Source organism: Mycobacterium sp. E3251, from assembly GCF_001666835.1.
Classification (GTDB): Bacteria; Actinomycetota; Actinomycetes; order Mycobacteriales; family Mycobacteriaceae; genus Mycobacterium.
This window is the reverse complement of the sequence record NZ_LZJF01000036.1, coordinates 1-13,499: the sequence shown is the minus strand read 5'-3', so window position 1 is coordinate 13,499 and position 13,499 is coordinate 1. Positions and strand designations below refer to the sequence as shown.

10 protein-coding genes and 1 pseudogene are annotated in these 13,499 nt (G+C 68.9%); 6 read left to right on the top strand and 5 right to left on the bottom strand.

Annotated elements, in window-relative coordinates; genetic code table 11:
• Nucleotides 1-70: 70 nt before the first annotated feature.
• The gene (locus tag A5697_RS05015) at nt 71-652 is read left to right on the top strand and encodes a TetR/AcrR family transcriptional regulator (RefSeq protein WP_156673162.1); all 582 of its coding nucleotides are present in this window, start codon (nt 71-73) and stop codon (nt 650-652) included.
• Entirely contained in the window at nt 649-2,874 is a 2,226-nt protein-coding gene (locus A5697_RS05010; RefSeq protein ID WP_068008518.1) for a molybdopterin-dependent oxidoreductase, read from the top strand. The genes A5697_RS05015 and A5697_RS05010 overlap by 4 nt, the downstream gene beginning before the upstream one ends.
• Here A5697_RS05010 and A5697_RS05005 read toward each other — a convergent pair.
• Nucleotides 2,871-4,856 carry a M13 family metallopeptidase gene (locus A5697_RS05005; RefSeq protein ID WP_068008515.1) on the bottom strand — a complete coding sequence of 662 codons (1,986 nt, stop codon included), beginning with the start codon at nt 4,854-4,856 and terminating at the stop codon, nt 2,871-2,873. The two genes, A5697_RS05010 and A5697_RS05005, sit on opposite strands and share 4 nt — an antisense overlap.
• 41 nt (nt 4,857-4,897) lie before the next feature.
• On the opposite strand from A5697_RS05005, the gene A5697_RS05000 reads away from it, so the two are divergent.
• Nucleotides 4,898-5,554 (top strand): hypothetical protein, encoded by a 657-nt coding sequence (locus A5697_RS05000; protein ID WP_067946238.1) that lies wholly within the window; start codon nt 4,898-4,900, stop codon nt 5,552-5,554.
• Nucleotides 5,551-6,234 carry a hypothetical protein gene (locus A5697_RS04995; RefSeq protein WP_068008512.1) on the top strand — a complete coding sequence of 228 codons (684 nt, stop codon included), beginning with the start codon at nt 5,551-5,553 and terminating at the stop codon, nt 6,232-6,234. The genes A5697_RS05000 and A5697_RS04995 overlap by 4 nt, the downstream gene beginning before the upstream one ends.
• On the opposite strand, the gene A5697_RS04990 is transcribed toward A5697_RS04995, so the two are convergent.
• Together A5697_RS04990 and A5697_RS04985 are read right to left on the bottom strand one after the other, a co-directional pair.
• Nucleotides 6,235-6,777 (bottom strand): hypothetical protein, encoded by a 543-nt coding sequence (locus A5697_RS04990; RefSeq protein ID WP_067946234.1) that lies wholly within the window; start codon nt 6,775-6,777, stop codon nt 6,235-6,237.
• On the bottom strand, nt 6,774-9,824 hold the full coding sequence (locus A5697_RS04985) for an efflux RND transporter permease subunit (protein ID WP_068008510.1): 3,051 nt from the start codon (nt 9,822-9,824) through the stop codon (nt 6,774-6,776). Before A5697_RS04985 ends, A5697_RS04990 begins: the two co-directional genes overlap by 4 nt.
• 328 nt (nt 9,825-10,152) lie before the next feature.
• Between A5697_RS04985 and A5697_RS04980 the strand changes: the two genes are divergently transcribed.
• Nucleotides 10,153-10,704 (top strand): hemophore, encoded by a 552-nt coding sequence (locus A5697_RS04980; protein WP_067946230.1) that lies wholly within the window; start codon nt 10,153-10,155, stop codon nt 10,702-10,704.
• On the opposite strand, the gene A5697_RS04975 is transcribed toward A5697_RS04980, so the two are convergent.
• On the bottom strand, nt 10,701-11,870 hold the full coding sequence (locus A5697_RS04975; protein ID WP_067946228.1) for a TIGR00374 family protein: 1,170 nt from the start codon (nt 11,868-11,870) through the stop codon (nt 10,701-10,703). The two genes, A5697_RS04980 and A5697_RS04975, sit on opposite strands and share 4 nt — an antisense overlap.
• 145 nt (nt 11,871-12,015) lie before the next feature.
• On the opposite strand from A5697_RS04975, the gene A5697_RS04970 reads away from it, so the two are divergent.
• Complete coding sequence (locus A5697_RS04970) at nt 12,016-13,158, top strand: AI-2E family transporter (RefSeq protein WP_067946226.1); 1,143 nt, start codon at nt 12,016-12,018, stop codon at nt 13,156-13,158.
• Nucleotides 13,159-13,161: 3 nt separating this feature from the next.
• On the opposite strand, the pseudogene A5697_RS27975 reads toward A5697_RS04970, so the two are convergent.
• Nucleotides 13,162-13,499, bottom strand: a pseudogene (locus A5697_RS27975) (hypothetical protein); the annotation flags it as partial.

Sequence of the window (13,499 nt, the reverse complement as noted above, 5' to 3'; positions counted from 1 at the left end):
CGTGGTACCCCTTGCGCGCCGCGTATTATGTATAGCAACATACATAACCAAGCGGCCCGAAGGAGCGGCGATGCGCAGTCCACGCGAGCGGATGGTGATCTCGGCCGCGTTGTTGATCAGGGAGCGAGGGGCCCACGCCACCGCGATCTCGGACGTCCTCGAGCACAGCCGCGCACCGCGCGGATCGGCCTATCACTACTTCCCGGGCGGCCGGACCCAACTGCTCTGCGAGGCGGTGGATTACGCCGGCGAGCACGTCGCCGCGATCATCGCCGAAGCCGAAAACGGCCCCCAGCTGATGGACACCCTCATCGACAAGTATCGCCGCCAGTTGCTCGACAGCGACTTCCGCGCGGGCTGCCCCGTGGTCGCGGTTTCCGTGGAGGCCGGCGAGGAAGAGCGCATGGCGCCCGTCGTCGAACGGGCGGCGTCGGTGTTCGACCGCTGGACCGACCTGATCGCGCAGCGCTTCGTCGCCGACGGCATACCGCGCGCACGGGCCGGCGAGTTGGCGATGCTGGCCACCACCGCGCTGGAGGGCGCGATCGTGCTGGCCCGGGTGCGGCGCGACCTGAGCCCCCTCGACGTCGTGCACCGCCAGCTACGTGACCTGCTGTCGGCCGAGGCGAACGGAAAGGACCTCCCGCGATGACCGGTGAATGGAAGCCCACGGCGTGCATCCTCTGCGAGTGCAACTGCGGCATCGTCGTCCAAGTCGAAGATCGGAAGCTGGCCCGCATCCGGGGCGACAAGGCCCACCCGGCGTCGCAGGGTTACACCTGCAACAAAGCCTTGCGGCTGGACCACTATCAAAACAGCGGCGCCCGATTGACCTCTCCGCTGCGCCGGCGCGCCGACGGCACTTTCGAGGAAATCGACTGGGACACCGCGATTGTCGAGATCGCCGACGGGTTCAAGCACATCCGCGACGCCTACGGCGGAGACAAGATCTTCTACTACGGCGGTGGCGGGCAGGGCAATCACCTGGGCGGTGCCTACAGCGGCGCCTTCCTCAAAGCCCTCGGCTCGCGATACCGGTCAAATGCCCTGGCGCAGGAGAAGACCGGTGAAGCCTGGATCGACACTCAGCTGTACGGCGGTCACACGCGGGGCGAATTCGAGCACGCCGAAGTGTCGGTGTTCGTCGGGAAGAACCCGTGGATGTCGCAGAGCTTTCCCCGCGCCCGGGTGGTGCTCAACGAGATCGCCAAGGACCCGGACCGGTCGATGATCGTCATCGATCCGGTCGTCACCGACACCGCCAAGATGTCCGACTTTCATCTACGGGTGCAACCCGGCACCGACGCGTGGTGCCTGGCCGCGCTGGCGGCCGTCCTGGTCCAGGAAAACCTCTGTGACGAAACGTTTCTGGCCGAACACGTGCGCGGCGCCGACGCCGTCCGCGCCGAGCTGCGCGAGGTGCCGGTTGCCGACTACGCGCAACGGTGCGGGGTGGACGAGGAGTTGTTGCGCGCGGCGGCGCGGCGCATCGCCGCCGCGGACAGCATCTCGGTATTCGAGGATCTCGGCGTGCAGCAGGCGCCCAACAGCACGCTCTGCTCGTACCTGAACAAGCTGCTGTGGATATTCACCGGCAACTTCGCGAAAAAGGGTGGCCAGCATCTACATTCGGCCTTCGGGCCGCTGTTCGGCCAGTTCTCCGGGCGCACCCCGGTGACCGGCGCCCCCATCATCTCCGGATTGGTGCCCAGCAACGTCGTGCCCGAGGAGATCCTGACCGACCACCCGGACCGGTTCCGGGCCATGATCGTGGAGAGCAGCAATCCCGCGCATTCGCTGGCCAACTCGGCCGCCTGCCGGGAGGCCTTCAAAGCGCTGGAACTGATGGTCGTCATCGACGTCGCGATGACCGAGACCGCCCGGCTCGCGCACTACGTGCTGCCCGCTGCGTCCCAGTTCGAGAAGCCGGAAGCCACATTCTTCAATCTAGAGTTCCCGCACAACGCTTTTCAGCTGCGCCGGCCGTTACTCGAACCGCTGCCGGGGACATTGCCCGAGCCGGAGATCTGGGCTCGGCTGGTGCGCGCCCTGGGCGTGGTCGACGACAAGGATCTGCGGCCACTGTCCGAAGCCGCCCGGCGCGGGCGAGCGGCCTACACCGAAGCCTTCCTGACCGCCACCGCGACCAACCCGACCGTCGCCAAGCTGCTTCCCTATGTCCTCTACGAGACGCTCGGGCCCACGCTGCCGGACGGCCTGCGCGGCGCGGCCGCGCTGTGGGGGCTCGCCCAGAAGGCCGCGCTGACCTATCCCGAGGCGGTGCGCCGCGCCGGTCACGCCGACGGCAACGCGCTGTTCGACGCAATCCTCGACACCCCGTCCGGGGTGACGTTCACCGTCCACAACTACGAGGACGACTTCGCTTTGATCAGCCACGCCGACCACAAGATCGCGCTGGAAATCCCCGCGATGCTCGACGATTTGCGGGCGCTGACCGGGGCCCCGCCGCGCCTGACCACGCCGGATTTCCCGATCGTGCTGTCGGTGGGCGAGCGCCGCGCCTACACCGCCAACGACATCTTCCGCGACCCCTCCTGGCGCAAACGCGACGCGGACGGTGCGCTGCGCGTGAGCGTCGAGGACGCCCAGGCGCTCGGACTCGTCGACGGGTGCCGCGCCCGCATCAGCACCGCGGCCGGCAGTGCCGAGGCCACCGTCGAGATCACCGAGACCATGCTGGCCGGACATGCGGCCCTGCCCAACGGGTTTGGGCTCGACTACGTCGACGCCGACGGGCATACCGTGGTCCGGGGCGTCGCCCCGAACGCGCTCACCTCGACGGAGTGGCGCGACCCCTACGCCGGCACGCCGTGGCACAAGCACGTGCCGGCGCGCATCGAAGCGGTCGCTTAGTTCCAGATCCTGACCCGCCGCTGCGGCTCGAGGAACAACGCGTCGCCCTCGGCGACTCCGAACGCCTCGTAAAAGGCGTCCATATTGCGGATGACGCCGTTGCAGCGGAACTCCGGCGGCGAGTGCGGATCGGTCGCCAACCGCCGGATCGCTTCCGCCCGACGGGATTTGGTGCGCCACACCTGAGCCCAGCCGTAGAACACCCGCTGCACCCCGGTGAGACCGTCGATGACGGGCGCGGGTTGGCCCTGCAGCGACAGCTGATAGGCCAGCAGGGCGATTGACAAGCCGCCCAGGTCGCCGATGTTCTCCCCGACGGTGAAGGCGCCGTTGACGTGGTGACCGGTGTCCAGCCCGCGCGGCGTGTACGCCTCGTACTGCTCGATCAGGGCCTTGGTGCGAGCGCCGAATTCGGCGCGGTCGGCGTCGGTCCACCAGTCCACCAGGTTGCCGTCGCCGTCGTACTTGGCGCCCTGGTCGTCGAAGCCGTGCCCGATCTCGTGCCCGATCACCGAGCCGATCCCGCCGTAGTTGGCGGCGTCGTCGGCCTCGGCGTCGAAGAACGGCGGCTGCAGAATGGCTGCCGGAAAGACGATTTCGTTCATCCCCGGGTTGTAGTAGGCGTTGACCGTCTGGGGCGTCATGAACCACTCGTCCTTGTCGACCGGGCCGCCCAGCTTGGCGAGTTCGCGGTCGTGGTTGACCGCGTAGCCGCGCTGGAAGTTGCCGTAGAGGTCGGTGCGGTCGATCACCACCTTGGAGTAGTCCCGCCACTTCGCCGGGTAGCCGACCTTGGCGACGAACTTGTCCAGCTTGGCCAGGGCACGCTCCCGGGTTTGCGGCGTCATCCAGTCCAGCTCGTTGATGGACAGCCGGTAGGCCGACTTCAGGTTCTCCACCAGCGCGTCGATGCGGGCTTTGGCGTCCGGCGGGAAATACCGCTGTACATAGAGCTTTCCGACGGCATCGCCCATCAGGTGTTCCACCAGCGACACCGCCCGCTTCCAGCGTTCCCGGATCTGCTCGGCGCCGGTGAGCAGGCGGCCGTAGAAGTCGAAATCCGCGGCGACCAGCTCGTCGGTCAACCAGGACGCACGGGCACGGATCAACCGCCAACGGGCCCAATCCTTCCAGTCCGCCAGGTCGGCGCTGGACCACAGGGCGGCGAAGGCGGTGAGGTAATCAGGTTGCCGCACAATGGTTTCCGCGAATTCCTCCGGCGTGGCGCCCAGCGCGTCAACCCAGCCGGTCCAGTCGAAGCCCCGCCCTTCGGTCTGCAGATCAGCGAAGGTGCGCAGGTTGTAACTGAGCTCGGCGTCCCGTCGCTTGACCACATCCCAGTGCGCGGCGGCCAGCTTGCCCTCCAGCGCCACGATGCGGGCCGCGGTGTCGGCGTGCCCGTCCGGCGCCGCGCCGTACACCAAGCCGAACATCCGCGCGATGTGACCGGGATATGCCGCCAGCACCTCGGCGTGCCGCTCTTCGCGGAAGTAGGACTCGTCGGGCAATCCGATGCCGGACTGGGTGACGTGCACCAGGTACCGGGCCGAGTTCTTGGCGTCGGTGTCGATATACAGCCCGACGCCGCCGCCCACTCCCGTGCGCTGAAGCGCACCAATCGCCGCGGCCAACGCGTCCGGGTCGGCGGCCTCGTCGATGGTGGCCAGCTCGTCGAGCAGCGGTTGCAGCCCGCGACGCTCGATGGCTTCCTCGTCGAGGAAGCTGGCGTAGAGGTCGCCGATGCGCTGCTGATCGGTGCCCGGGGCCGCGCCGGTCTCGCTGGCCTCGATGATCAGGTCGCGCACCTGTTCCTCGGCGCGGTCGTAAAGGTGGCGGAACGCGCCGTCGGTCGCCCGGTCCGCCGGGATCTCGTATTCGGCCAGCCAGCGGCCGTTGACGTGACCGAACAGGTCGTCCTGGGGGCGGGTGTTGGCGTCGACATGGCTCAGGTCGATCCCCGAGCGAATGGCCTCTACTGTCACCCCGCCATCCTTCCATCTTTGTCGGGTGCGACGATCGGGCCATGTCCGACGGCGAGCGCACCGAGCCAGCAACCCAGGAAACGGAAGAGGCAGACCTCGCCGACCCCGACGAAGACCTTGACGACGAATCGGAGGGCGCCGGCGGCCCGATGTTCTCCCCGTACGGCATCGCGTCGGCCGTCCTCGGCGTGCTGTCGGTGGCCGCGATCGTGTTCGGGTTCTTCCTCTGGTCCGGGCATCGCGACGACACGGCCGAGCGCCGCTACCTCACCCGCGTCATGCAGACCGCCGCCGACTGGACGGGCGTGCTGATCAACATGAACAGCGGCAACATCGACGCCAGCCTGCAACGGCTGCACGACGGCACGGTCGGCGAACTCAACACCGACTTCGACGCTGCCATGCAGCCCTATAAGCAGGTGGTGGAGAAGCTGCAGTCCAAGAGCGCCGGGCGCATCGACGCGGTGGCGGTCGAGGCCGTGCGTCACGACCTGGACACCCAGCCCGGCGTTTCCCGCCCGGTGGTGACCACCAAGCTGCCGCCCTTCGCGAGCCGCCTGGATTCGGTCATGCTGGTCGCGACGTCGGTCAGCGAGAACGCCGGCGCCAAACCGCAGACGGTGCACTGGAACCTGCGGCTCGACGTCGTCAACGTGGACGGCAAGCTGATGATCTCGGGACTGGAATCGATCCGATGAGAAACCTGTGGCGCCTGCTCGCGTTCGACATCCTGGCCCCGCTGGCCGCGATCGCGGGGTTGCTGGCGATCGGCCTGATCCTCGGCTGGCCGCTGTGGTGGGTTTCGGCGTGCTCGGTGCTGGTGCTGCTGATCGTCGAGGGTGTCGGGGTCAATTTCTGGCTGCTGCGCCGTGATTCGGTCAGCGTCGGTACCGATGACGACGCACCGGGCCTGCGATTGGCCGTCGTCTTGCTCTGCACGGCAGCGCTGGTGGCCGCGGTGGTCACCGGATACACGCACTGGACGCGCTCGGACCGCGAGTTCAAGGACGACTCCCGCGACGTGGTTCGGGTCGCCACGGGCATGGCGGAGGCGATGGCGTCGTTCACCCCGGGCGCCCCGGACAGCTCCATCGACCGCGCCACGGCGCTGATCGTCCCCGACCACGCCGCCGCGTTCAAGGAGCAGTACACGAAGACCAGCGCCGAGCTCGCCCAGCACAACGTCACCGCTCAGGCCGCGACGCTGGCGGCCGGCGTCGAGGCCCTCGGGCCGTCGGCGGCCAGCGTGGCGGTGATCCTGCGGGTCACCCAGAACGCGCCCGGCCAGCCCGCCAGCCGCTCGGCGCCCGCGCTGCGGGTGGCGCTGACCAAGCGCGGCGGCGCATGGCTGGTATCGGACGTGCTGCCGATCAGGTGATCAGTTGGACTCGGCCGCGCGCGTCGACTTCACCTTGACGAACCGATCCGACAATCGGCGCATCCGGATCATCAGCGCGGCCGACGGGCTGGTGCTGCCGTCCAGGTAGGCGACGAGTTCTTCGGCGGTCACCCCGATGCGGGACGCGAATTCCTGCTCGGCCAGGCCCGAGCGGTCGATGAGCAGCCGCACGTGGCGGGCCACCTCGGCCCGTTCGTTGGCCTCCAGGTGGGTGCGGGCGCGTTCCAGCACCTCCCACAGCGCTTTGGAGATGCCGTAGGGACGGGTGCCTTCGAGCACCTCTTCGACCTGGCGGGCGGTCCGCCCATACGGATCGCGCTTCAACGCCGCGGCGATGCGCTTCCAGGTGGCGATGTCACCGCCTTGCAGCGCGGCGCGAATCGCGGACGTCGGCCAGAACTCCACCGGCTGGTCGGAGTCTTGAAGGGGTGCACTGCGGGATTCACCGCCGGGACCGGTGCGCGGATCGGTAGCCGGCCGCTGGGACGGCAGTGTGGAGCGTCGGTCAGGTGCCAACGTCACCTCGCCTCCTCCAGCATCGCTACGGCCACCGACAGGCAGCGCTGCCTGATCTCCTCCCAGTCCGGGTGGGCGTCGCCCTCGGAGGACCCCTGCTCGTCGTTCAAATCACAGGGATCCGGATCAGCGAGTCGACGGACCAACTGGGTGGCGATCCATTCCCGCCTGGGCGACTGACAACAGTAGTACCTGTCCATGCCGGCCAGCACCACAGCGGCGGTCTCGGGCTCCAACGTTTCAACCATATCGGCAAAGTCGGCGTAATCGCGGCGACTGTTACGGCACATGATGAGGTAGCCCTTCAGGCGCAGCGTCTCGGCGCCGGTCGGGACCAGCAGCCGGTCGCCGGTGGGCAGCTGAACGTGGGTGGTTTCCACCGGGCTGCGACGCTCGTACACGGGCCGGTCCGCGGTGTCGGTCTCGCTCTCCAACGCGTCGATGGCGACCGAAAGCCGCCCCCGCCACAACGTGACCGGGTGGACGGGCCGGTCCGACCCCACGATCGCCTTGGCGATGCCGTTGCGTGACGTCAGGCCGCCGACCCGCTTCTTGGCCCCGGCGGCGCCGTTGGTGTGGCCGTTGCTGCCGGTCCTGCGGACGGCGGCGCCCACCACGACGCCCGCCTTCTCGTCGTCGATGTTGACCTGGTGGGGAATTTGGCCGGGATCGCGACCGCGATCCTGGTCCGGCCCCTGCAGCAGCGCACCCTGCCTCTCCTTGCCGCTGCGCCCGCAGCCGGTGAACGCCAGCGGATCGGTCACGCAGATGGCGTCGGGCGCGAGGTGCTTGAGCTTGGCCGCCGACTTGAGCACCATCCGCAGGTCGGCGTTGGGCGCCGTCAGCGCCGAGATGTCGTCGGGAATGACCACGACGTCGCCGAGATCGACCTCCGGCAGCGGCCGGTCGAAGTCGACCGAGGGCAGCACGCGCGACAGCCACGGCGGGATCCACCAGTTCCACTGGGCGAACATCGCCATCAGCGCCGGTACCAGGACCAGCCGCACCACGGTCGCGTCCACGGCGATCGCCACCGCGCACGCCACGCCGATCTCGGCCACCAGCGGCATGCCGGCGAACGCGAAGCCGATGAAGACGGCGATCATGATCAGCGCCGCGCTGGTGATGGTGCGGGCGCTGGTGCTCACGCCGTACGCGACGGCGTCGCGGGTGTTCCCGGAATGCAGGAAGCGCTCCCTGATGCGGGTCAGCAGGAAGATCTCGTAGTCCATCGACAAGCCGAAGGTCATCGCCAGCACCAGCGGGGGGACCGTGCTGTCGATCGAGCTGATCTGGGCGAAGCCGAGGTCCTTCAGCCAGCCCCACTGGAACACCATCACCAGGCTGCCGTAGGCGGCCGCCACCGACAGCAGGGTCATCAGCACGCCCTTGAGGGCCAGGAACACCGAGTGGACCGATAGCAGCAGCATCACGAACGCGATCAGCGCCACGATGGCCAGCACCAGCGGCTCGGTCTTGGACACCTGGTCGTCGAAGTCCTTGATCAGCGCGGTCGGGCCCCCGACGTCCACCCGCGCGGTTCCCCGGTCGGGCACCTTGGGCAGCTGCGCGCGCATCCAGCCGACGGTCTCGCGGGCGCGCATGTCCTCGGGGTCGACCGACAACACCGCGGACAGCAGGGTGCTGCCGTTGTCCTCGGCGAATTGCGGCGGCGCCACGGAGACGATGTTCGGGGCCTGCGCCATCCGCTGCCGGATCGCGCCGATGGTCTGGCTGTGTTCGGGTGAGGCGGCGCCGCCGTCCGGGAAGGTGACCAGCACCCGGATCGGGCCGAGCGCGCCGGGGCCGAGGGCCTGGGCCGCCGCGCCCACCCCGGCGCGGATTTCGTGCGAGGAGTCGAACTGGCGCAGCAGGCTGTTGCCCAGCACCATCGATGAGGCCGGTGCCGCCATGACGAGCAGGACCAGCGAGGCGGCCAGCGCCGAGATCCACGGCCGGCGCATCACCCAGCCGATCCAGCGGTTCCAGAACCGGGATTGGCCACCCTCCGGCCCGCGCGACCAATGCAGGAACGCCGACCGCTTGGCGGCCGAGCGGCCGAACGTCGCCAGCGCCGCCGGGGTCAGCGTGGTCGAGGTCAGCATCGCGACCGCGACCGCCAGAATCGCGCCCGTGGCCATCGATTTCAGCGCCGGGGTGTTGATCACGTAGATCCCGGTGAGCGAGGCGACGACGGTCATTCCGGACAGCACCACGGCCAGCCCCGAGGTGGCCATCGCAGCGTCGACGGCCTCCCGCGGCTCGCGGCCGGACCGCAGCTCCTCGCGGAAGCGCATCAAGATGAACAACGAATAGTCGACGGCGAGGGCGATCCCGAACATCGAGACCGTCGAGGTGACGAACACCGACATGGTCGTGTAGGCCGAGAGCAGGTAGACCAGGCCCATGGTGACCACGACCGTGCAGACACCGAGGGCAAGCGGAATCGCCGCGGCCGCCAGCGAACCGAACACCGCGAGCAGGACGATGAGGATCACGGGCAAGTTCCAGCGCTCGGCGGCGGCGATGTCGTGCTTGGTGTTCTGCGCTGCGGCGGCACTGAGCGCGCCCTGGCCGATCACGTACAGCCGCACCCGCCCGTCCGCGGTCTGGCCGGGCTGATCCCCGTTGACGCCGACCTTCTTGCGCAGCTGTTTGGCGACGTCGCTGGTGTTGCGGGAGTCCAGCCGCAGCGAAAGCACATACGGGCGGTCGGGTTGCGGTGGCCGCTGGGTGGGGTTGGGCACCTCCGAGACGCCGGGAACCTCGGCGGCGGTGCGCCGCAACAGCGCGACCGCGTCGTTGATGTCCGAGTAGCTGGCGTCCGGGCGCGGGGCCGCCACCAGTGCCAGCGAGGACGACCCCTGGTCGTGGTACAGCTCCTCGAGCTGGTCGTGGACGAGCAGCGACTGCGATCCGGCCACCTCGAAGCCGCCGCCGGTCAGATTCCCCGACTGCGTCAAGGCCAGATAGATCGCCGGAACCAAAGCCAGCAACCAGCCTGTGAAGACCAACCAGCGGTACTTACGCAGGCTGCGGCTGAGACGCATCATTAACTGCTGGATTTCGTCACTCCCCGTGTAGCGCGTAACGCGTGCTGGCGAGAATACCGCAGCGACCTGTGGATGATGTGAGCTTTCTAGTTCCTGAGCTGCAGCGACGGCGTTGTTGCCAAGACGCTGCCAAGTCGTTGTGAGCCGGTGACCGGGCGGGATTTTCCTCACAGGGCCTCGCTCGGGCTGGCAGGGGTGCCGCCGGCGATGGCAGGATGTCGGATGGCCCGGGGGCCCTGGGGAGCTCCGCTATCGAAGAGGCCGTCTATTGCAGCCGTTTGCGAGGCGTCGGTGCTGCGTGCGACGTCGCAAACACTAAGGAGTTTCCATGACGAGAGGCACCGCGACCGGGCGCCGCAGAATCTTCGCCGGGCTGATCGCCGCCACCGTGCCGTGCGCCGCCCTCGCGGTCCTGGCGGGGCCGGCTGCGACCGGCGCTACCGACCCGTGCTCGGCCAGCGAGGTCGCCCGGACGATCGGTTCGGTCTCCAAGTCGATGGGCGACTACCTGGACTCGCATCCGGAGACCAACCAGACGATGACCTCGATGCTGCAGCAGCAGGCGGGCCCGCAGTCGATGACCGGGCTGAAGTCCTACTTCGAGGCCAACCCCAAGGTGGCCGGCGACATGACGTCGATCGCCCAGCCCCTGACGAACCTGTCGCTGCAATGCAAGTTGCCGATCTCGCCCACCCAGGCGATGGGCATGATGCAGCAGGCGCAGGGAGCCGCCGGTGGGCTGCCCGCGCTGCCGGGCAATGCCGCGGGGGCGTCGCCGCTGGCCGGCACGCCGGCCGCCCCGCCCGCGGCCACCGGCCCCGTCGCACCAGCGCCGGCCAACCCGCTGTCGGGCCCGCCGCGCGGCAACACCGCCGGCTAGTTCTCGTTATCCGGGCTGCGATCGGGCGGTAACGGGCCCTGCAGCGCGGTCTCGGTCGGATCATTGACGGGCTGGCCCTGGTGCGCCGTCGGTTCGGGTTCCGGTGCGGGCTCCTCGTCGTCCGGGACGGCGACGTTTTCCGTGCGGAACACGAAGAAGAACACCACCCAGCCGATGGCGGACATGAGCAGCCAGCTGATCAGGCGGTAGATCAGCATGGCCGAGATCGCATTCGGCAGCGACATGCCGCTGGACACCAGCCCGGGCACCAGCACCGCCTCCACCACCAACAACCCGCCCGGCATCAGCGGTATCGTGCCGACGGCGCGGGCGGCCGCGTAGGCCACCGTCAGCCCGGCGACCGACGCATGGTCGCCGGCGGCGTACGCCGCGAAGCCGAGGCAGGCCACGTCGGCGACCCAGTTGAACATCGACCAACCGAACGCCACCCCCATGTCGCGCCGGCCCAGGCTCACCGATTCCAGCTGCATCAGGGTCTGGCGCCATCGGTCCAGGCCGGTGTCGGCGGGCCGGCCGCGCACGGAGTTGACCCAGGACAACACCCGGCAGCCGATGCCGTCGATCAGCTCCGGCCGCGACGCGACGGCCTGGGCGAGAATCAGCAACGCGACGAAGCCGCCGAGGGTGAACAGCAACGAGAACGGGTTGTTCTTCGCGCCGAGGAAGAACGCACCGCCCAGCCCCAGCAGCGCCAACCCGACGGCCTGCAGGACGCCACCCATCACCAGCTGCCACGACGCCACCACCGTCGAAGCACCCCAAAGCCGTTGCTGCCGAAGCAAAAACGTCGCGGACAGCACCGGCCCGCCGGGCAGCGTGGTGCTCAGCGAGTTGGCGGCATAGATGGCGGCCTCGGATCGCAATTGTTTGACGTGCACGCCGGCCGACCGCAGCAACGTGCGCTGGATTTGCGCGAAGCTGTGCATCGACGCGGCCGACGCCACCACCGACGCCAGCAGCCACCACCAGTTCGCCTCGTACAGGCTCATCCAGGCCTTGGCCAGCTGATGCCAGCCCAGGGCGACCTCCACGGCAAGCACGATGGCGACGATCCCGAGGATCACCCACCGCAGCCACCAGTACTTCCCGCGCGGGGCCTCTTCGCGCGGGAAGTCGAGATTGCGGGCGGGTGCGTCGTGCGACACGTGATTTAGGGTAACGGTGCAGGTGGCGCGGGGATCGTCGCGCGCCGCCGACCGTGTCGGGGTCGTAACCGGATCGTGCCGGGGTGGTCGGGGCCCGCGGCCGCGCGGACGTTTGGGGGTGCCCCCCGCCGGATAGGCTCACCCAATGCCGGCAAACACCGACGACGCTTCGGTCGAACCCCTTGTCCGCAAGACCGCAGCCTGGGCCTGGCGTTTGCTGGTCATCCTCGCCGCGGTGGTCGCCCTGCTGTGGGTGGTGAAGAAGCTCGAAATCATCGTCGTGCCGGTACTGGTGGCGTTGCTGGTCAGTGCGCTGCTGCTGCCGGTGGTGGACTGGCTGGACCGGCGGGGCCTGCCCCGCGGTGGCGCGGTGGCGATGGTGTTGCTGGGCGGGTTCGCGATCCTGGGCGGCATCCTGGCGTTCGTCGTCCTCCAGTTCATCGACGGTGTGCCCGGCCTGACCGAACAGGTGACCCGCAGCATCGAGTCCACCCGGCGCTGGCTGATCCACGGGCCCGCGCACCTGCGCAGCGAACAGATCGACAACGCGGGCAACGCCGCGATCGAGGCGTTGCGCAACAATCAGGCGAAGCTGGAAAGCGGCGCCCTGTCGACCGCGGCCACCATCACCGAACTGGTCACCGCGGCGGTGTTGGTGCTGTTCACGTTGATCTTCTTTCTCTACGGCGGACGCAACATCTGGGCCTACGTGGTCAAGATCTTCCCGGTCGACGTCCGCGACCGGGTGAGCGAGGCGGGCCGCGCCGGCTACGGATCGCTGACCGGGTATGTGCGGGCCACCTTCCTGGTGGCCCTGACCGACGCGGCCGGGGTCGGGGCGGGCCTGGCGATCATGGGCATCCCGCTGGCGCTGCCGCTGGCCTCCTTGGTGTTCCTGGGAGCCTTCATCCCGCTCGTCGGTGCGCTGATCTCGGGTCTGCTGGCCGTGGTGGTCGCCCTGCTGGCCAAAGGCATTGTGTACGCGCTGATTACCCTGGGTTTGCTGATCGCGGTGAACCAGCTCGAGGCCCACGTGCTGCAGCCGCTGGTGATGGGCCGCGCCGTCTCGATTCACCCGCTCGGGGTGGTGTTGGCCATCTCCGCAGGCGGCGTGCTCGCCGGGATCGTCGGCGCGCTGCTGGCCGTGCCGACGGTCGCGTTCCTCAACAACGCGATGCAGGTGCTCCTCGCCGCGGATCCGGCCGCCGAAGCCGAGAAGCAGACCGAGGAGGCCGACGAGGGCAGCCTCCTGGAGGCCGAGCCAGACGAACCCGCAAAGGCCGACTGAGGCTTACAGCCGACCCTCGCGTCGCAGCAGGTCCTGGGCGGACAAGCCGCCGCCCGAACGCCGGCGCTGGCGCGGGTCGCCGTTTTCACCGCGGGCGTTGATCTTTTCCGTGGCCGCGTCGGACTCGTTTCCCTCCGGCCGCGGGAAGGCGGTGGTGGGTTCGACGGTGTCGTCCTTGTCGTCAGAACGGTTGGGGGGCAACGGGATCGCCCGGGTTTCCCCGCCGGACGGTGGTACTGGCGGTGTGGTCGGCCCCGGGGCGGGGGGCCGCGCCGGCGCCGGCGGGGCGGCGGCTTGTCCGCCCAGGACCTGCTGCGACGCGAGGGTCGGCTGTAAGCCTC